This window comes from Streptomyces sp. NPDC087300 (assembly GCF_044744425.1).
Classification (GTDB): Bacteria; Actinomycetota; Actinomycetes; order Streptomycetales; family Streptomycetaceae; genus Streptomyces.
On the sequence record NZ_JBIUYI010000001.1, the window covers coordinates 1,179,297 to 1,198,029 of the forward strand.

At 72.1% G+C, this 18,733-nt stretch carries 14 protein-coding genes and 1 pseudogene; 10 read left to right on the forward strand and 5 right to left on the reverse strand.

What is annotated here, in order from left to right; translation table 11 throughout:
• Nucleotides 1–58: 58 nt before the first annotated feature.
• Nucleotides 59–1,012 carry a sirohydrochlorin chelatase gene (locus tag ACIO9J_RS04725; protein ID WP_401992455.1) on the forward strand — a complete coding sequence of 318 codons (954 nt, stop codon included), beginning with the start codon at nucleotides 59–61 and terminating at the stop codon, nucleotides 1,010–1,012.
• A gap of 115 nt (nucleotides 1,013–1,127) precedes the next feature.
• Here ACIO9J_RS04725 and ACIO9J_RS04730 read toward each other — a convergent pair whose 3' ends face one another.
• Both ACIO9J_RS04730 and ACIO9J_RS04735 read right to left on the reverse strand, forming a co-directional pair.
• Nucleotides 1,128–2,174 (reverse strand): lactonase family protein, encoded by a 1,047-nt coding sequence (locus ACIO9J_RS04730; RefSeq protein WP_401992458.1) that lies wholly within the window; start codon nucleotides 2,172–2,174, stop codon nucleotides 1,128–1,130.
• A 114-nt stretch (nucleotides 2,175–2,288) separates the two neighbouring features.
• Nucleotides 2,289–3,794, reverse strand: a complete 1,506-nt coding sequence (locus tag ACIO9J_RS04735) for an FUSC family protein (RefSeq protein WP_401992461.1) — start codon at nucleotides 3,792–3,794, stop codon at nucleotides 2,289–2,291.
• A 377-nt stretch (nucleotides 3,795–4,171) separates the two neighbouring features.
• On the opposite strand from ACIO9J_RS04735, the gene ACIO9J_RS04740 reads away from it, so the two are divergent.
• The 4 genes from ACIO9J_RS04740 to ACIO9J_RS04755 all read left to right on the forward strand — a co-directional run bounded on the left by ACIO9J_RS04740 (nucleotide 4,172) and on the right by ACIO9J_RS04755 (nucleotide 8,544).
• The gene (locus ACIO9J_RS04740; protein ID WP_401992464.1) at nucleotides 4,172–5,221 is read left to right on the forward strand and encodes a D-alanyl-D-alanine carboxypeptidase family protein; all 1,050 of its coding nucleotides are present in this window, start codon (nucleotides 4,172–4,174) and stop codon (nucleotides 5,219–5,221) included.
• 146 nt (nucleotides 5,222–5,367) lie between these two features.
• Nucleotides 5,368–6,312, forward strand: coding sequence for an endonuclease/exonuclease/phosphatase family protein (locus ACIO9J_RS04745; RefSeq protein ID WP_401992467.1), 945 nt, complete (start codon nucleotides 5,368–5,370; stop codon nucleotides 6,310–6,312).
• 173 nt (nucleotides 6,313–6,485) lie between these two features.
• Complete coding sequence (gene cseB, locus ACIO9J_RS04750) at nucleotides 6,486–7,241, forward strand: two-component system response regulator CseB (RefSeq protein WP_401992470.1); 756 nt, start codon at nucleotides 6,486–6,488, stop codon at nucleotides 7,239–7,241.
• 10 nt (nucleotides 7,242–7,251) lie between these two features.
• Nucleotides 7,252–8,544 (forward strand): sensor histidine kinase, encoded by a 1,293-nt coding sequence (locus ACIO9J_RS04755; RefSeq protein WP_401992473.1) that lies wholly within the window; start codon nucleotides 7,252–7,254, stop codon nucleotides 8,542–8,544.
• Between the two features lie 106 nt (nucleotides 8,545–8,650).
• Here ACIO9J_RS04755 and ACIO9J_RS04760 read toward each other — a convergent pair whose 3' ends face one another.
• Complete coding sequence (locus ACIO9J_RS04760) at nucleotides 8,651–10,237, reverse strand: PucR family transcriptional regulator (RefSeq protein WP_401992476.1); 1,587 nt, start codon at nucleotides 10,235–10,237, stop codon at nucleotides 8,651–8,653.
• Nucleotides 10,238–10,497: 260 nt separating this feature from the next.
• Here ACIO9J_RS04760 and ACIO9J_RS04765 point away from each other — a divergent pair, with 260 nt between their 5' ends.
• Nucleotides 10,498–11,913, forward strand: a complete 1,416-nt coding sequence (locus ACIO9J_RS04765; protein WP_401992479.1) for a purine-cytosine permease family protein — start codon at nucleotides 10,498–10,500, stop codon at nucleotides 11,911–11,913.
• A complete protein-coding gene (locus ACIO9J_RS04770; protein WP_401992482.1) occupies nucleotides 11,910–12,419 on the forward strand; it encodes a nucleoside deaminase in 510 nt (169 codons plus the stop codon). Before ACIO9J_RS04765 ends, ACIO9J_RS04770 begins: the two co-directional genes overlap by 4 nt.
• Before the next feature lie 653 nt (nucleotides 12,420–13,072).
• Here the strand turns inward: ACIO9J_RS04770 and ACIO9J_RS04775 are convergent.
• A complete protein-coding gene (locus tag ACIO9J_RS04775) occupies nucleotides 13,073–13,318 on the reverse strand; it encodes a hypothetical protein (protein WP_401992485.1) in 246 nt (81 codons plus the stop codon).
• A 648-nt stretch (nucleotides 13,319–13,966) separates the two neighbouring features.
• Here ACIO9J_RS04775 and ACIO9J_RS04780 point away from each other — a divergent pair.
• The gene (locus tag ACIO9J_RS04780; protein WP_401992488.1) at nucleotides 13,967–15,103 is read left to right on the forward strand and encodes a chorismate mutase; all 1,137 of its coding nucleotides are present in this window, start codon (nucleotides 13,967–13,969) and stop codon (nucleotides 15,101–15,103) included.
• Between the two features lie 102 nt (nucleotides 15,104–15,205).
• The gene (locus tag ACIO9J_RS04785) at nucleotides 15,206–16,810 is read left to right on the forward strand and encodes a thiamine pyrophosphate-binding protein (RefSeq protein ID WP_401992491.1); all 1,605 of its coding nucleotides are present in this window, start codon (nucleotides 15,206–15,208) and stop codon (nucleotides 16,808–16,810) included.
• A 15-nt stretch (nucleotides 16,811–16,825) separates the two neighbouring features.
• Here ACIO9J_RS04785 and ACIO9J_RS04790 read toward each other — a convergent pair whose 3' ends face one another.
• The gene (locus ACIO9J_RS04790) at nucleotides 16,826–17,485 is read right to left on the reverse strand and encodes a hypothetical protein (RefSeq protein ID WP_401992493.1); all 660 of its coding nucleotides are present in this window, start codon (nucleotides 17,483–17,485) and stop codon (nucleotides 16,826–16,828) included.
• Nucleotides 17,486–17,583: 98 nt separating this feature from the next.
• Between ACIO9J_RS04790 and ACIO9J_RS04795 the strand changes: the two are divergent.
• Nucleotides 17,584–18,591 (forward strand): annotated as a pseudogene (locus ACIO9J_RS04795) (serine/threonine-protein kinase); the annotation flags it as partial.
• Nucleotides 18,592–18,733: the final 142 nt, after the last annotated feature.

Below are 18,733 nucleotides of genomic sequence, written 5' to 3' on the forward strand. Positions count from 1 at the left end.
CGCCCACCTGCACCCTCCCCGAACAGCGAGGACCCGCAAACCAGTAGCATGCGGCCGCATGAGCTCCCCCACTGGGCCCGCATCAGGCCTGCCCGTACGAATGCCGCGCCCCCGTCAGCCGGGCCGGCACCGCCGCCCGGAGCCCGTCGCGGCTCCTGAGGGCGCACCCGCACTCGTCCTCGCCGTGCCGGGCGCCCCCAGCACCACCACGCGCAGCCTCGCCGAGGAAGTCGTGAGCATCGCCCGCTCCGAGCTCCCCGGTCTCGACGCCCGGATCGGTTACGTCGACGGTGAGGAGGACGCCACCGTCACGTCCTTCCCCGAGTTCCCCTCGCTCAGCTCCGTGCTCGCGCACGCGGCCGCCGAGCGCGCCGCCCGCGTCGAGCAGGCGCGTGCCGCCGGTGCGGACGTGGCCGACGCTGCCCAGTCGGAAGGTCCCGTGGCGGTCGTGGTGCCGCTGCTCGCGGGCCCCGACAGCGCGCTGATGCGGCGCATCAGGCAGGCCGTCATGGACAGCCGTGTCGCCGCCGAGCTGACCGATGTGCTCGGCCCGCACCCGTTGCTCGCCGAGGCGCTGCACGTGCGCCTCTCGGAGGCCGGTCTTGCCCGCGCCGACCGCGCCCGCCTGTTCACCGTGGCGACCGCCGCGGACGGCATCGTGCTCGCCACGGTCGGCGGCGAGGAGGCCGTGCAGGCCGCCGGGATCACCGGCATGCTGCTCGCCGCCCGCCTCGCGGTGCCGGTGATGGCCGCCGCGCTCGACGAGGAGGGCGCCATCGCGGCGACCGCCGAGCAGCTGCGCGGCTCCGGCTCCGCCCAGCTGGCGCTCGCCCCGTACCTGATCGGCCCCGAGCTGGACTCCGGTCTGCTCGACGCCGCGGCGAAGGAGGCGGGCTGCTCCGTCGCCGAGCCGCTCGGCCCCTACCCGGCGATCGGCAAGCTGGCGCTCGCCAAGTACACGACGACGCTCGGCATCACCCCGCAGCAGCCTTCGGGCACGCCGGTGCACTGAGCCGCCGCGCGCCGACGGATACGACGAATGGGCCCGCCCCGATGTGGGGGCGGGCCCATCGTCGTACCTAAGGGCGACTCGGAACCGGCTGCTACCGGCTGCTTGGTACCGGCTCTCAGCCGAAGACCACGCAGGAGGCGGCGGGTGCCTCGACGGAGCCGCTCCTGACGGGCATCCCGGTGGCCCGGTCGACCGTGAACCAGGTGACGTCCCCGGAGCGCTCGTTGGCCGCGTAGAGGTACCGGCCCGAGGGGTGGACGGCCAGGTCACGGGGCCAGTGGCCGCCGCACGGCACGGTCGCCGTGAGCCGCGGCGCCCCGCCGGGGCCGTCGAGCGCGAAGACGGAGATGACGTCCGTGCCGCGCGTAGCGGTCCACAGGAAGCGCCCTTCGGGGTCGACGACGACCGCCGAAGGGAAGGCGTCGCCGTCCGGGACCTCGGTGAGGACGGGCGTCTCACCGAGCGGTGTGATCGCGCCCTCGGCGGCGTCCCAGGCGCAGACGGTGAGGGTGGGCGTGAGCTCGTTCAGGACGTACACGCGGTCGCCGTCCGGGTGGAACGCGAGGTGCCGCGGCCCCGACCCCGGCCGCAGCGCGACCTCGCGGTGCAGGGTCAGCTGCCCCTTGTCCTCGTCCAGGGCGCAGACCCGCACCGAGTCGGTGCCGAGGTCGACGCTGAGCGCCCAGCGGCCGCTCGGGTCGGCGCTCACCTGGTGGGCGTGCGGCGCCTGCTGGCGCTGGGGGTGCGGCCCGGAGCCGGTGTGGCGCAGGACGCTCGACGGGGCGGCGGCGAGGGTTCCGTCGGCGCGCAGGGGTACGGCGGCGACGCTGCCCGAGCCGTAGTTGGCGGCGAGCAGGTGGCCCGCGTGCAGCGCGAGGTGGGTGGGCGCGGAGCCGACGGGGACGGGCGTCGCGGTGAGCCGTGGCTCCGCGCCGCCGAGATCGTAGGCGGCGACCGCGCCCTCGGCCGTCTCGCTGACCGCGTACAGGGTCTCGCCTGCGGGCGAGAGCACCAGGTACGACGGGTCGGCGACCTCGTCCGTACTGCTCAGGACGGTCAGCGCGCCGGTGTCCTGGTCGAGCGCCGCGGCGCTGACGCCGCGGCCCCCTGCCGCGGTGAAGGATCCGATGTACGCCCGCGCGGCGTGCCTGCCGACGACCACTGCTGTCCCCTCTCGACCGGAGCGGCGCACGTCCGTGGCGCCGCTCGTGCGGCCGACGCTAGCAGCCGGTCTAGACCAAGCCGGAGCCGGTGGCGGGAACCCGGCAGGGACGGGTCAGGCGCCCAACGGGGCACGCGTGTGGCTGCGCAGCGGCTCGGCGAGGTCGGCGAGCGCCTTCTCCAGGCCGTGCAGGTGGGCGAGCGCGGGTTCGAGGGCGGAGTGCTGCGGCGCGGCGAGGACACCGGCCTCGCGGCCTTCGGCGGCCTTGGACGTGGTGAGCGCCTCCACGGCGGCCTCCACGCGCCAGCAGGCCGCGGCGAGCCGGTCGTCGTGCGAGGCCTCGGGGTCGGCGGCGATCGAGGCGAGCCCGCGCACCTCGCGGGCGCAGGAGTCGAGCAGCGCGAGCACCTGACGGGCCCGTTCCTTGCGGCCGCGCAGCGGGCTGAGCGGGTGCACCAGCGGGGCGAGCGAGAGGCGCACCTTGCCGAGGAGGTGTTCGAGTTCGGCGACGAGAGGCGCCGGGTCGGCGCCGCCCGAGCCCGCGAGACGCGCGGCGGCCTCGGCGGTGCAGGCGTGCACGCACCGCAGGGCGCGCTGGATCCAGGCGTTGGTGGTGGCGTGCGTGGTGACGGGCAGCACGACGAGCACGGCGATGACCGCGCCGAGCGCCCCGACGGCGGTCTCGCCGACGCGCAGCGTGAGCAGCGCGGGGTCGAGCACTCCGAGCAGGCCGTAGAGCACACCGGCCATCACGGTCACGGCGAGCATCATCCAGGTGTACGAGACGGCGGCCGTGTAGAAGATCCCGAAGACGCTGACGGCGACGAGCAGCGCGGAGGGCACGGGCGCTCCGTTCAACGGCACCGCGAGGACGAAGCCGACGCCGATGCCGATGACGGTGCCGAGCACCCGCCGGAAGCTCCGCACCAGGGTCTCGCCACTGGACGCGGTGTTCACGAACACCCACCAGGTGGCACCCACGGCCCAGTACCACCGCTCCCCCGAGAGCACCTGCCCCAGGATCAGCGCGAAGGCCCCGCCGGCGAAGGCCTGCACGGCCTGCCGGGTGGTCGTACGGGCGATGCCCCTGCCGCCCGGCACGGCGGGCACGACGGCGACGGGCAGCCGCCGCTCGTAGCACCAGGCCCCGAACCGCACGGCCGACGAGGCGCACAGCGACATGAGCACGGCGGCGTACAGCTCGGGGAGCTGGGCGGGCACGGTGTGCAGGAACTGCGTCGCGAAGAACATCATGAACGCGAACACGCCGAGCGAGTGCCCGCGCGGTCCCCAGCGCCGCGCGTACACCCCGAGCCCCATCACGCTCAAGAACGCGACATCCCTGGCCACCGGCACGTCATGCAGGACCGCCGCCAGCGCGAGCACGGGAAAACCGACGACCGGCAGCAGGGCGGTGGTGACCGCCTGCCCCCGCACACTCGCGTCCCCCACCGTGAAGAGAGCCAGCAGCGCCGCGAGCCCACCGGTGATCGCCGCCACCAGCGAATGCCCGGCAACGCCGCACACGGCCACGGCCAGCGCGATCCCGAGGACCGCCCGCGACGCGAACCGCAACCGCATCCGCCCCGGATCCGGCGCCACGAACACCCTCTTCAGCACGGCTTCCCCGCCCCTTCCACGCCCTGTCACAACCTGCCCACATGAAAAAGGCGCCACGGAGTTCCGCAGCGCCATCGACAGACACATCACACCATCCATCGACCTTGTGGCTCAACCCGCACCCGGGCCGCTGGACCAATGGCCCATCAGGAGGCCCTCCACGCGACCGTCGAGAAGGCCAATGGGCTACGGGGCACGGCCCCCGGCCCCCGCGTCGTCCGCAGGAGCATCGACGCGGCAGAGGGCCGACACACGCCTGATACATAACCGTGCGACAGCGGAAGCTTCGCCCTGACGGCCTTGAAGCCGCCTTCCCGAAGGCTGTGCCCGTACCCGATGTCCGGTGTACGCGTAGCTGGCTTTGGGAGGCGGTTGACGTGTTCGTACGTGCCCACTGTGCTGTCCGCACCGTGCTCGGGGGGTCGTCGCGGGGCCGCCGGCGTACGACGTGGGCGGCGGCCGCGGCGCTCCTCGTCGGTTGTACCGGAGGGCTGCTCGCTTTCACCGACGGCGGTGACAGCAGCTCGGGTGACCGGGGAAGCGCTGTCGCGCAGCAGGTCCCGATGCCGCGGGGCGTCGCCGACCGGCTGGAACTGCCGTGGCCCGAAGAGGGGCAGACGGCCATCGCGGTGGAGAAGGTCGGTGCCCTCGGCGCCAACGGGGCAGGGGCACGGCAAGCCGTGCCGATCGCCAGCCTCACCAAGGTCATGACCGCATATGTGATCTTGAAAGAGCATCCGCTGGAAGACGGCGACGACGGGCCGGTGATCAAGGTCGACGAGCGGGCCGCGGCCGAGGCCCACTCGCTCAGCGAGTCCACCGCACCCGTACGCCAGGGACAGATGCTCTCCCAGCGCAAACTCCTTGAGCTGATGCTCCTGCCGTCCGGCAACAACGTCGCCCGGCTGCTGGCCCGTTGGGACTCCGGCAGCCAGAAGAAGTTCACGGCCAAGATGAACGCCACGGCGACCCGGCTCGGGATGGCCCACACCACGTACACCGGTGCCAGCGGTTTCGAGTCCACCACCCGGTCCACCGCCGCCGACCAGCTCACACTCGCCCGCGAGGCGATGAAGGACCCGGCGCTGCGCGCGACGGTGGCCCTGCGCAGTACGAAGCTCCCCGGTCAGGCCGAACCGATACGGAACACCAACAAGCTGCTCGATCGCCCAGGTGTGATCGGTCTGAAGACGGGATCGAGCACCCCGGCGGGCGGCAATCTGATGTGGGCGGCCGAGATACCGGACGGCAAGAGCCACCGTGTCGTGTACGGCGTCGTCCTCTCCCAGCGCGTGGGCACCTCCCCGACCGAGGGAAACCAGGCGGCCCTGGCCAGCAGCGGCCGACTCCTCGACGCGCTCCAGGAGCGGCTGCCCGCCGCCCTGGCGGCGAACCGCGACGGCGGGGACGCGGGCGGTCGTCGATGAGCGAGAACACGGTCACCAGCAGCACCGACTCCCGTCCCGCGGCGGAATCCGCCGACATACCGCGCACGAGCACAGGGCGCACGAGCACAGGGCGCACGAACACGTGGGGCACACGTATGCGGCACACGCGTATGCGGCTCACATGTATGTGGCGCCTCCGCGCCTGGCGCACAGGTATGTGGCGACGAGGTCGGGTCGTCGCCGCTGCCGCCGTACTCTGCGCCCTGCTCATGGCCCTCAACACCCACGTCCCGAACAGCGTCGGCAACCTCGGCAGCCTGTTGCAGACCGTGCTGCCCTGGACGGGCCTGGGCGTGATCGCGCTGTTGGCGGCCGCCCTGGCACGCCGCTCCGCTCTCGCGGCCGTCGCCGTACTGGTCCCCGCCGTCACCTGGTGCTCCCTGTTCGCGGGCACGTTCCTCGACAAGCGCTCCAGCGGCGGGGACCTGGTCGTGGTCGGCCACAACGTGCACGAGGGGAACCGCGATCCGCGCGGGACCGCACGAGCGCTGGCCGCCTCGGGTGCCGACGTCGTGGCGCTGGAGGAACTCTCCCGCCCCGCCGTCTCGACGTACGAGCGCGAACTGGCGCCCGTCTACCGGTACTCCGCGGTGCGCGAAGGCGTCGGGCTGTGGAGCAAGCACCCGCTCAAGGCCGTGCGGCCGGTCGAGATCATGCCCTGGACGCGGGCCCTGCGCGCCACGGTCGACACCCCGAAGGGGCCTGTCGCCCTCTACGTCGCGCACCTCGCCTCCGTGCGTGTCCTGCCCAGCTCCGGATTCACCACGGAACGCCGCAACGAGTCGGCGGGGAAACTGGCCGACGCCGTACGGGCCGAACAACTGGCCCGGGTCGTCGTGGTCGGCGACTTCAACGGGGCGACCGAGGACTCGGCGATGGCCCCTCTAACCCGCCAGCTGCGTTCCGCGCAGCGAGAGGCGGGGGACGGGTTCGGCTTCACGTGGCCCGCCGCGTTCCCCGTGGTCCGCCTCGACCAGATCATGGTCAAGGGGATGACTCCGGTCTCCTCGTGGACCCTGCCCGCCACCGGCAGTGATCACCTGCCGGTCGCGGCCTCCCTGAGCTTGTGACGCCGCCGCCCGTACGGACACCACATCGGCTGTACGCGCACCGACCTTCCTGTACCCGCGCCGACCTCACGGAGCACGCGCCCTCACGGAGCACGCGGCCTGACGAGGGGCGGGCCGCCACATGGCTACGATTCGATCATCAGTCGGCAGGAACGTTTTGGGAAGGTAAGTCCTTGTCCGAATCCCCCGTCCCGAGCACGGTCAGCGTGCTCGTGGTCGAAGATGACGCGGTCATCCGCCGCGCCGTCCAACTGGCTCTCGAGCGCTACGGGTACGAGGTCTCGGTCGCGGAGGACGGTCTCGGGGGCCTTGAGGCGTTCCGGTCCGCACGGCACGATCTGCTCATCCTGGACGTCATGCTGCCGGGCCTCGACGGCATCGGCCTGTGCCGGCGCATCCGCGACGAGAGCCTCGTCCCCATCTTGATGATGTCCGCCCGCAGCGACGCCCTCGACGTCGTGTCCGGTCTCGAGGCAGGGGCCGACGACTACGTGGTCAAGCCCGTCGACATCGGGGTCATGGTCGCCCGGATCCGGGTGTTGCTGCGTCGTGCGACGTTCCACCCGGGGGCGGTCGAGGCTGCCGCGGAACCCGGTCCCGGCTCCGGCTCCTCTGATAGTTCCGATGGTGGTTCCGGGTCCGATCCTCTCGTCTTCGGTGACCTGGCCATCGACCTCCGCGGGCTGACGGTGAGCCGGGCCGGGGCGACCGTCCCCCTCACCCCCACCGAGCTGCGGCTGCTCCTGGCGTTCGCCGAGCACCCCGGCGTCGTGCTCGACCGGCGCCGCCTGCTGCGCGAGGTCTGGGACTACGGCTGGGAGGGCGACACCCGGGTCGTCGACCTGTGCGTGGTACGGCTGCGCAAGAAGATCGGCGCCGACCGCATCAAGACCGTCCGCGGCTTCGGCTACAAACTCGACCGGTCCTGAGACGGCGGCCATGAGATTCCTCAACCCCCGCGCCCTGCGCTGGAAGATCGCCGCCCTGACCGCGGCCGCCTGCTGCGCGGTCGCCACGGTCATCGGTCTGCTCGTCCACCAGTCGACGCAGGAGCACGGGCAGCGGGCGGGTCACGACCGGGCCGTCACTCAACTGCACGTCGCCGAGCAGGAGTACGCCCGTACCGGCCAAAGGCCCGCGACCGCCGACCTCATGACGCGGGACGAGGTGCCAGGCCCCCTGGCCCGCGACCTCGCGGGGCTCAGCCGGAGCGGTGAATACGCCGTCTGGTACGACGAGAAGCCGCCCAACTGGTACTGGATGTGGGCGGCCGTGCCCGTCGGCGACAAGGTGCTCGTCGTCCGCACGGACATGAGTGCCGAGGTGCGCAGCCTCCAGCTGCTCGACCGCAGCATCGTGAAGTCCGTCTTCGCCGCGCTCGCCGTCGTCGTCCCTCTCGCCGCGCTCGCCACCGAGCCGATCAACCGGCGGCTGCGGCACGGCGCCCGTACCGCCCGCAGGATCGCCGACGGCGACCTGGACGCCCGCATCGGCCACCGCGGCCGGGCCCGCGACGAGATCACCGAGATGTCCACGGCCATGGACGTCATGGCGGGCACCCTCCAGCAGAGGCTGGAGTCGGAACGGCGCTTCACCGCCGACGTGGCCCATGAACTGCGCACCCCGCTGATGGGCCTGGTCACCGCCGCGAGCCTGCTCCCCGACCACGACGAGGCCGCGAACCTGGTCCGCACCGAGGTGGGCACGCTGCGCGGCCTGACCGAGGACCTCCTGGAGATCTCCCGCCTCGACGCCGGGGTCGAGCGCGCCAGGCTCGACGAGGTCCCCCTGGGCGAACTGGTCACCGACGTGGTCCGACGCCTCGGCGGCGTCGACGAAGTGAGCGCCCGGGACGCGGACGTCGTGCGTACGGACCCGCGCCGGGTGGAACGCGTCCTCACCAACCTCATCACCAACGCGCAGCGGCACGGTGCCTCTCCGATCCAGGTCACCGTCACCAGGTCCCGGATCGCCGTACGCGACCACGGCCCCGGCTTCCCCGCCGGCCTTCTGGAACACGGTCCGCAACGCTTCCGCACGGAAGCCGCCGAACGCGGACGCGGCCACGGGCTCGGCCTGACCATCGCGCTCGGCCAGGCGACGGTCCTCGGCGCCCGGCTGACCTTCACCAACGCACTGGACGGAGGGGCGATCGCCACGCTGGAACTCGGCGACTCCCCCGTCGGAGGGCCCACTGACGAGCCCGGTTCGGAGCAAGTGCCCAGCCCGTAGCGCCGCGCGGGGAGGCGGTCTGCTGGGTGACGGCTCGGAGTTCAGGCGCGGTCGCCCCGCGCCTCGGGATCGCGTCGGCCGTGGCCCGCTTCCCCCTGCCCAGCTCTCACGCCGGCCGGTCGTCGGTGAGGGCGCACGCGAGGTAGAGGTCGACGCGGTCGCCGGCGTGGGAGAGGTCGCGGCCCGTGATGTGTTCGATGCGGCCGATGCGGTAGTGCAGGGTGCTGACGTGGATGTGGAGTTGGGCCGCGGTGCCGCGCCAGGCGCCGTTGTTCTCCAGGAAGGCGGTGAGGGTGGGGAGCAGTTCGGCGTGGTGGGTGTGGTCGTAGTCCTCGATCGGGGCCAGCAGGCGTCGGCGGAAGGTGCGGCGGGTCTCGACCGGGACGCCGGCGAGGAGCAGGAGGTGCGAGTCGAGGTCGCGGGCGGTGACCAACGCGAGGCGCCCGGGACGCAGTTCGGCGAGGCGTGCGGCGTGCCGGGCTTCGTCCAGGGCGCGTGGGAGGTCCGCGGGGGTGCGGACGGGCTCGCCGAGCCCGAAGGCGATCTTGCCTCCCTCGGCGGTGTCCTCCAGCGCGCCGAGCCGTTCGCGGAGCAGCCGCGCGAGGGCGAGGTCGTCGGTGATCTCGTCGCCGAGTGTGACGAGGACGGTGAGGCCGGCGCTGTGGGCCGCGACGACCGTCCGCGCGCGGGGATCGTGGTCCAGCGTGCTCTCCACGAGATCGGCGGCGAGGTCCCAGGGCCGCGGGGCGCCCTTGCTGGTGGCCGTGAGGACGAGGAAGGGGCCGTCGGCGGCGAGACCGGCCGTGCGCAGCCGGGGCACGAGGGCCGAGGCGGGGGCGCCTGACTCGATCAGCGCGATGAGGTCGGCGAAGAAGTGCTGTTCGGTGCGGCGCCGCTCATCGCGGCGGGCGCCGCCCAGGGCCAGCAGTTCGGCGGTCTGCACGGCCGCGTCCAGGCCCTCGTCAGAGGTGAGTTCACCCTCGACGACGAGGTGGCCGCCGCCGCTGCCGCGACGGCCGATCGGCAGGACCGTGCAGGACTCGCGGCTGTCGTCGGTGCCGGTGTCGTGCGGGCCGAGGGGCAGCACGGTGGGCAACCGGTCGGCGGCGAGCGCGGCGGCGATCAGGGCGGTGCGGGCCGTGGGCGGCAGAGCGTCCGAGGGCCCGGCGAGCAGGCGGCCCGCGGTGGACAGGACCCAGCATGCGCGGCCCAGTTCGGCGGCGAGCATGGCGGTGAGTCCGCCCAGGTCGGCGCCGTCGACGAGGGCCCGGACGAGACGGCGGTGCCGGCCGAGGATCTCGCCGAGCTGCCGGCCGCGTTCGCGGTTGATCCGGTCGATGACGCCGCGCGACAACGTGCTGTAGGAGATCTCGGAGGGTGCCGCCAGCAGCGGCAGATCGTGCCGGGCACACGCGCTGATGAGAGCGGGCGGGACTTCACCGAGCAGGAGGTCACCGGCGACCACGGCGGCCGCGCCGCCCGCCACGAGTGAGGCGACGAAGACCTCGCAGTCGGCGGGGTCCCGGTACCAGCCCTCGCTGGTCAGGACGAGTTCGCCGCCGGTCAGGAACGGTTCGGGATCCAGCAGGTCGGTGGTGTAGACCCAGCGCAGCTCGCGGCCGAGGGCGTCGGCGTCGCCGCTCAGCAGGTCGAGCCGCATGCCGGGCATGTCCAGCAGGTCCGCCACGTTCATGCGTCGCCCCTCCGCCCGGTTCCGACGTTCATGCGCCGCCCCGCCCCTCCGCCCGATTCCGACGACCGTGCGCCGCTCCTCCGCCCGGTTCCGACGATCGTAGGAGATCGGGTCGACTTCCAGCCACGCTTTCGCACACTCGTAGCCTGCCCCCATCCCTGTTCCCGTTGGTCTACTTCCAGTGCTGCGGCAATCCCACCCACTGCCCGGAGGCTTCATCCGGACAGCCTGAATCCGATGATCGACGGAATGGGGCTCTCATGGCCCAGCACGGACGCGTCACCCGTACCATCCGCGCCGCCACCGAGATCGAGACGTCCGGGGCCGAACCGATCCCGGAGTCCGAACGCACCGGCGGCACCGGCGCCTCGTTCACCCTCTGGTTCAGCTCCAACGTCCAGTTCTCCAGCCTCAGCAGCGGTCTGCTCGCCACCGCCGTCTTCGGCCTGGGATGGCTACAGGCACTCGTGGCGATCACCCTCGGCAGCGCGATCGGCGCCGCCGCGATCGGCATCATGTCCACCTTCGGCCCCCGGGCCGGTGTGGGACTGCTCGTCCAGTCCCGCGTTCCGCTGGGCCGCTTCGGCAGTGCCGTGCCCGCGGTGCTGGTCTTCTTCAAGGCGTGCGCCTGGTTCGCCGTGAACTCGGTGCTCGGCTCCTTCGCCCTTCAGTCCCTGCTCGGGACCGGTTTCGGCCTGGCCTTCGGCATCGTGACCGTCAGCCAGGTCGTCATCGCGCTGCTCGGCTACGGCTTCATCCACCTGGTGCAGAAGGCGATGGCGGTCGTCCTGCCACTGCTGTTCATCGGCGTCTCCGTCTACGGCTTCGCCAAGAGCCATCTGGACTCGTCGTTCGACGCGGACAAGGCCGGTTCGCTCGGCTTCGCGGGGGCGTTCGCACTGACCGTCGCCGTCCAGGCCGCACGCTCGCTGAGCTTCTCCTCCTACGCGGCGGACTACACCCGCTACATGCCGCGGGACACACCCCCGGGCCGGCTCTTCCGCCATGCCTTCGGCGGGGCGCTGCTCGGCTCGGTGTGGATCGCCGGGCTGGGCGCGGCCATCGGCACCCTCACCTTCGTCGGCACCCCCACCGACCTCGTCAACAACGTACTGCCGTCCGCGCTCGGGGCACTCACCATGCTCGCCCTGGGCGTCTCGACCATCACCTCCTCCTGCCTGGACTGCTACTCCGGCGCGATGGCCTGGCTGGTGGTCGGGGTCAAGATGGCCCGCTGGCAGGCCGTCCTGGTGGTCGGCGCGATCGGATCCGCGACCGGCTGGGCGGCCGGGCAGGGCGACTACTGGGAGTCCTTCCAGAACTTCCTCATCCTGCTCGGCAACTGGATCGCCCCCTGGCTCGCCGTCATGCTCGTCCACCGCTACGTCGCCCCCGCCCCGGCGGACGGCGAGACCCCCCGCTTCGGCGCGGGCTTCGCATCCTGGATGCTCGGGATCGCCGCGGCGATCCCGTTCATGAGCCAGCCCGGCGTGTTCACCGGCCCGCTCGCCGACCACCATCCGGCCCTCGGCCCGTACGCCGCGGCCGTCGCCTTCACGACCGCAGGGCTCATCCATCTCCTGTTGGTCCGCATCACGCGTACGGACAGGCCCGTCAACTCCCTTTCGCCCACCGATCCAGCCACCGATTCACCCACTGAGGAGATCCCCGCATGACCACCGTCCAGTCCGCAGCCGAGACCCCCTCCGCCACCACCACCGACCTCGCGCACCTGCGCACCGCCGTCACCGTCGCCCAGCGCTCCCGCGACGGCGGCAACCACCCCTTCGGCGCCCTCCTGACCGGCCCCGACGGCACCGTCCTGCTCCAGGCGGAGAACACCGTCACCACCGACAGCGACGCCACCGGTCACGCCGAGACCAACCTCGTGCGCCTGTCCACCCAGAAGTACGACGCGGACTTCCTGCGCACCTGCACCCTCTACACCAGCACCGAACCCTGCGCGATGTGCTCCGGCGCCATCTACTGGGGCGGCATCGGCCGCGTCGTCTACGCCCTCGGCGAGGACGAACTCCTCGCCATGACCGGCGCCAACGCCGAGAACCCCACCATGGCCCTGCCCTGCCGCGAGGTCTTCAAGGCCGGTCAGCGCGACCTCCCGGTGATCGGTCCCGTCGGCCTGCCCGAGGCCCGCGAAGTCCACCACGGCTTCTGGAACTGACCGAACGGCCTCTGCGCCCAGGCAACGCGGATGCATAGATACGAGGCACATTCCGTCAAGGACTCAGCCACGGATACCCGTCGGCAGTAGCGTCGCGACATGGGCCGTCGGCAGTGCTGAAGGCCGGCCCGCTAGGGGGACGGCCGTCATCACGCGCATGCACGTGATGACGGCCGTCGAGTGCGCGAGGGACACGGCTCCCCCATGGCCCTCGCGCGGGCGCCCTCCAGCGTCGGCCGGGAGCGGGAATCCCGGGCCGGGCGTACGGGAGGGCAGTGGTTGGGGCCGCATGGTCGGCGGCGCGGCCCCAACGGGTCCTGGACGGCATGAGCATGAGCAGGCTCGGGTCCAGGAGCCTGATAAGTGCGCGGCAGCCGGTGCGAGAGCGGCCGCGCTTCACATCGTCACGACACTAGAGCGCAGCGTGTTTGATCGGTAGCTCTCCGGTCAGCTCTCACCACCGGTCACCTGTCGGCTCGATGGAGCGTCAGACGGGTACGCGAAGCGGGCGGCGTGCCGTGGGCGGCGTCCACCGTCCGGCCAGCGGCGTCGACGAGCACCACGAAGGCGGCCCCTCCGACCCCCGCGCAGGGGGTGGAGGAGCCGCCTTCGTCCGTCACGTCGACGGAACGTCCGGTGCGGGTGCTCCGGACTCAGTTCCGGTAGAAGACGAACATGCTGCCCGGGTTCCTGGGGTCGCGTTCGCAGTGGACGATCGTGACGTGGTGGCCCGCCCCCATGTCCATCTCCCGCTGGGTCTCCTTCGTGAAGCAGTCCGTCGCGGCGTCACCCGGCGTTTCCACGTAGGGGAGTTCGGCGGCCTGCGCGGCTCCGACGGCGAGGCCGGAGAAGGCCAGGATGCCGGCGGCGGCGACTGCGGTGCGCTGGAACTTGCGCATGTGTTCTCTCCTTTACGTGCATACGTTCAGTGGTACGTGCGCGCCTCCACGGCGCACGGGCCCGCTGCTCGCGGAGCGCGGCTGGATCGGGCCGCCCCCGCGGCCGGCCGGAGTCGTGTCCGACCGTGGCGAAGCGTCGCGTCGCGCTTCCCTCGGGCACTCAGTACCCGATCACACGAACGGGGGAAGATCCAAGTGCTCACGGTCCCTGTTACAGGGCTACGACAGACTTCCAGGGCATGGATGATCCTCCTCTGACACACAGGTACGGGCAGCGGATGTTCCCCCGCCGCTCGCTTTCATGCGGGCGCACGGGTGCGTTCGGGTGGATCACGGGAGGCCGGGAGGCGTGGTTCCGCGACGCTTCAGTGGGCCACGCACCACGTGTCGCAACGTGCCTCGTCAGCAGCCAATGCGCCCCGTTCTCTCCCTGGTCCCACGGGGCGAATGCGCGTTTACTCGGAGACATAGCCTCGGCCTCATGTCGGCGAATGCCGCCCTCCTCACGGGAGTGGAAGGCTGGACGCGACTGCCGAGTTGGTGGTCCGCCGCGTACCGGTAGTGGCGCGGCAGGACCCCGGGAAGGCGCCCGCCGACACAGTGCGCGGGCCCTGTAAGTGACTCGCTGCCTCAAGCGGAAAGCAAGCCATGTCGCACGTCGAAGGAACTCCTGAAGGGGATATCGACCGGGCGAGGAAGCGCCTGGACGAACTCGACCGACACATCGTGAGAATGCTCAAGGAGCGGGTGTCGTTCTCCGCACTCGTGCAGTCCGCCCGCATCTCGGACGGAGGCTGCCGCACCGACCATCGGCGGGAGAACGTCGTCGTCCGGAGGTACCACCAGAGTCTGGGCCCGGCGGGCCGTGACATCGCGCTGAGCCTGCTGCGCCTGTGCCGCGGCAGGGACCCCGTGCCCGCGTTCGGGTCTGGCGCCGCCCCGGCCCGACGGGCCTTCCTCGGGCCTGCCTCATCCGTCTCCCAGCGGGCCGCCGAGCTCCTCGTGCCCCGCGCGGGACAGGAACTGGTGCCCCTGGACACGCTGGACGACGTGGTGAGCGAGGTGGTGGACGGCCGCGCCGCTGAGGCGGTGCTGCCTCTGGAGAACACCCTGTCCGGGCCCGTCCACGACAGCATCCGTGCCCTCGTCGCCTGCGACGAGGTGTGCGTCACCGCGCAGTTGCGGCTCCCCGTCGACTGGGTGCTCGCGGCCGCACCGGGCACGCGCCTCGCCGACGTCGACACCGTGGCGAGCCACCCGCACGCGCTGGCCCAGACCCGGAAGTGGCTCGGCGCGCTGCTGCCGCGGACGGCCACCACCAGCGCCGCATCGTCCTCCTCCGCGTCCGCCGCGGGGCTCCTCGCGCCCGACGCCGCGTACGAAGCGGCCGTGTGTACCCGCAGGGCGGCTGAGCACTACCGCCTGAGCGTCCTCGCGACACCTGACACGTCGCTGGTCCCCGTCACACGTTTCGCCCTGGTACGGCCTGCCGCCGCGCTGCCGGAGCCGTCCGGTGACGACGTCACCAGCCTGGCCGTCACCGTGCCCACCCGGTCCCTGACCGACGTCGTGGAGTGCCTGGCCCGCAACCGGGCCGAAGTTCTGGGCCTGCACACCTTGCCCGCGGGGAAGGCCCGTCACCTGCTGTGGCTGGACTGCCGCGGACACGCCGCCGACCCCCGCCTCGTACGCACCTGGGTCGAGCTGAGCGAACCCTGCGACCGGCTGCGCATGATCGGCACGTATCCGATTGCCGGGCTCTCGGGCCGACCGGCCGAGTCCTGAACGTCCCCGGTCCCGGTCCCGTCCCCGGTCCCCAGACTCTCCTCGCCCTCCCAGCGTCTCCAGCTCTCCCCGCCCTCCCCCACCCACCATCGGGAGCCCCCCATGCCCACACCCGCTGTCGCTTCACCGCGTCTGAGCGGTGCCGAACTCGTCCTGCGCGTCCTCCGGGAAGAAGGCGTCGACCACGTCTTCGGCAACCCCGGGACCACCGAACTCCCCCTGATCCAGCAGTTGGCGGACCAACACGACATCACCTACGTGCTCGCGCTCCAGGAGGCCTCCGCGGTCGCCATGGCGGACGGCCATGCCCGCATCACCGGCCGCCCGTCCTTCGTCAACCTGCACGCGGCCGCGGGCCTCGGCAACGGCATCGGCGCGCTCACCAACGCGGCAGCCGCCCGCGTACCGATGGTGGTCACCGCGGGGCAGCAGGACCTGCGCCACCTCATCCGCGACCCGGTTCTCGCGGGCGACCTGACGGGCCTGGCCACACCCACCGTCAAGTGGGCCCACGAGGTCGGGACCCGCGAGGAACTCGGCGAGGTGCTCGGCCACGCCTTCCGGGTCGCGCAAGCGCCGCCGACAGGACCGGTGTTCGTCTCGTTGCCGATGAACCTGCTGGACGAGTTCGGCCCGCCCCCGCCGCGACGTACGGCCGTGCGTTATGCCGCCGCCGCACCCACGGACGACCTCGCCAAGCTCCTGAACGAAACCCCGGCCGACGACATCGCGCTGGTCTACGGCGACGAACTGGCGCGCCACGCCCCCGCCGAGGGCCTGGACCTCGCCGAGGCCCTCGGCGCCCCGGTGTGGGGAGCGGGCTGGCCTGCCACCAACCCCTTCCCCACGGCACACGCGCTGTGGCGCGGCTATCTGCCCACGCACCTGCCGGGCATTCGCTCCACGCTCGCCCCGTTCCGACTGGTGCTCGTCGTGGGAACCCGGACCTTCCCGCTCTACTACCCCTACGCTCCAGGACCGCTGCTGGACGAGGACACACACGTCGTCCAGATCTCCGCCGATCCGACGGGACCCGGCCGCGACACCCCGGTCGACCGCGCGCTGAACGGGCACCTGAGGCCCACGCTGCGCGACCTGCTCGCGTCGCTGCCCGCTGCGGAGGCTCCCGCACGCGAGACGACAGCAACGCCAACCGGCCGTGAGGACACACCACTTGACCTGGACAGCCTCTCCCTGGCTCTGGCCGCCGCGCTTCCCGACGATGCCCTGGTGGTCGACGAGGCACCGCACGCGGCACGCAGCATCCGCGCCGCACTGCGCCTGAAGGAGGCGAACCGGTACCAGTGGGTGTCGGGCGGCCTCGGGTGGGCCATGCCCGCGGCCATCGGTGTCAGCCTGGCCCACCCGGGCGGCCGGGTGCTGTGCACGGTCGGCGACGGCGCCACCATGTACTGCCCCCAATCCCTGTGGACCGCCGCCCACTTGAGCCTGCCGATCGGCTTCGTGGTCGCCAACAACCGTGAGTACCGCGTCCTCAAGGACAACTGGCACCACCGCGAGCCGGGAGCGAAACGCCTCCTCGGCATGGACCTGACCCAACCCGCGGTCGACTTCGGCGCCTTGGGACGGTCCATGGGGGTGCCCAGCCGGAGTGTCAGCACGCGCGGCGAACTCATGGCAGCCATGCGGGACGGGTACGACAGCGGAGGGCCGTTCCTCGTCGAGGCCGTCCTCGACGAGGGCTAGAGCGTGCGACAGCACTCAGGGCGTGGGCGAGGCCTCCGTGAGTGTCATCCACTCCCGGACCGTCTCCTGGTGCGACCCACTGGCCGTGCCCGCGGCCACCGCTTCGGCTTCCTCGACGGAGCACGGCTTGCCCTCTCGGGCGAGGAGGACAAGTGGCCACGCGGGACCCGTACCGACCGGCCCTCCATCGAAAGCGGTCCAGTCCCAGGGGCCGTCGAACCGCCATGCCCGGCCGGTGACATCCGCGACTTCGTCGCCCACCAGGAGATATGCGTACGGGCGCATGAGCAGCTCGAAGGTGAAGGGGATGCCGTCACCGGGGTGGATGCCGTACCCAGAACCGTCGAGGTGGCTCTCGTCCGGGAACTCGCGATAGGACAAGCCCCGGCGCAGCACGGTCACGGTCCGGGTCGGATGCGGCAGCCAGGCCGTCTCCAGCGGAGGATCGTGATGGGCGACCGCCGTCACGTGCACCACGGTGGGTGGCACGCCGACCCGGCAGATGTCTCCGGCCTTCAACTGTTCCGGCGAGGGGTCCGTTCGGAACAACTCGGCCTCCACCTCGGGCGATACGTGGCCGCTGCCGGTGCCGCCCACGCCTAGGGAGACGATCCCGTTCCAGTGCGCGAACTCGTTGTCGCCGTCGGCTTCCCACCATGGCCATCGCACCGACACGCGATCCAAGGTGACACCCCGCTCGACCCTGGTCTCCGTGAAAGGGCACGCGACCGACAGCACGTCACCCACCCGAAAGTCCCCCTCGTCCATCATGCGGCCAGGGTAGACGGCGGGGCCCCTACCGCCTCGTCGCCCGCTTGAGTGCAGGCGACATGGGCCGGGTGTGCCTCGCCCGCTCCGAAGGCGGGCGCACCGTCGCGGTCAAGGTCGTACGGGGCGAATTCGCCCAACACGCCGAATTCCGCGCGCGGTTCGCACGCGAGGTCACCGCGGCGAGGCGGGTGGGTGGCGTCTGGACCGCGGCGGTGCTCGACGCGGACACGGATGCGGAGACGCCCTGGGTCGCGACGCAGTACGTTCCCGGGCCCGATCTGCACACCGTCGTGGCCGAGCGGCACGGCCCGTTGCCCGAGCATTCGGTCCGGGTCCTGGCCAATCGGCTCGCGCTCGCCCTACAGGTCATCCACCGGGCGGGCCTGGTCCATCGCGACCTCAAGCCGTCCAATGTCCTGGTGACCGTGGACGGGCCCCGGGTCATCGGCTTCGGCATCGCCCGCGCGCTGGACAGCATCAGCGGGGACAGCCTGCAAACGCGGACCGGCATGGTGATCGGCTCGCCCGGCTTCATGTCTCCGGAGCAGGTGGGGCTGCACGCCACCGCCGCCTCCGACGTGTTCTGTCTGGGCTCGGTCCTCGCCTACGCCGCCACGGGGCGCCAGCCCTTCGGCGCGACCGGCAGCGGGGTGCACGCCCAATTGTTCCGGGTCGCCGAGGAAGAGCCGGATCTGGACGGGGTCCCGGAGGCGCTCCTCGGGCTCGTACGGGAATGCCTGCGGAAGGACTCGGCGCAACGCCCCACGCCGGAGCAGATCGCGACCCGCACCGCCACAGAAAGCACAGAGGGCGCAGCCGGCACGGACGAGTGGCTGCCAGGCGCGTTGATCGGCCAACTGGGGCGCCACACAGCGGAGTTGCTGGACTTCGACCCGCTGCGCCCACGCACGGCCCTCGGGCCCGGCCCGAGCCTCACCCCGCCGCCGACGCCTGCCCGGCCCACATCCGCACCGGCACCCGACGCAGGCCCCGGGCGGGCCGCGCCGCCCGGCCGCCGTGGCCGGTACGGCAATCGTCGTGGCGCTCGTCGCCATCGGCGGTCTGCTCGCACTCCGCCCCTGGCAGGACGGTGAGCCATAGAGGGGCTCACCGCACGCCTGCGTATCGACGCGAAGGGCACAGCCGAGTACG

Bases quoted from the DNA above. Each gene is read 5' to 3' on its own strand.
- ACIO9J_RS04725 (WP_401992455.1), top strand. From the start codon at position 59: ATGAGCTCCCCCACTGGGCCCGCATCAGGCCTGCCCGTACGAATGCCG.
- ACIO9J_RS04745 (WP_401992467.1), top strand. From the start codon at position 5,368: ATGTGGCGCCTCCGCGCCTGGCGCACAGGTATGTGGCGACGAGGTCGG.
- ACIO9J_RS04755 (WP_401992473.1), top strand. From the start codon at position 7,252: ATGAGATTCCTCAACCCCCGCGCCCTGCGCTGGAAGATCGCCGCCCTG.
- ACIO9J_RS04760 (WP_401992476.1), bottom strand. From the start codon at position 10,237: ATGAACGTGGCGGACCTGCTGGACATGCCCGGCATGCGGCTCGACCTG.
- ACIO9J_RS04765 (WP_401992479.1), top strand. From the start codon at position 10,498: ATGGCCCAGCACGGACGCGTCACCCGTACCATCCGCGCCGCCACCGAG.
- ACIO9J_RS04770 (WP_401992482.1), top strand. From the start codon at position 11,910: ATGACCACCGTCCAGTCCGCAGCCGAGACCCCCTCCGCCACCACCACC.
- ACIO9J_RS04775 (WP_401992485.1), bottom strand. From the start codon at position 13,318: ATGCGCAAGTTCCAGCGCACCGCAGTCGCCGCCGCCGGCATCCTGGCC.
- ACIO9J_RS04780 (WP_401992488.1), top strand. From the start codon at position 13,967: ATGTCGCACGTCGAAGGAACTCCTGAAGGGGATATCGACCGGGCGAGG.
- ACIO9J_RS04785 (WP_401992491.1), top strand. From the start codon at position 15,206: ATGCCCACACCCGCTGTCGCTTCACCGCGTCTGAGCGGTGCCGAACTC.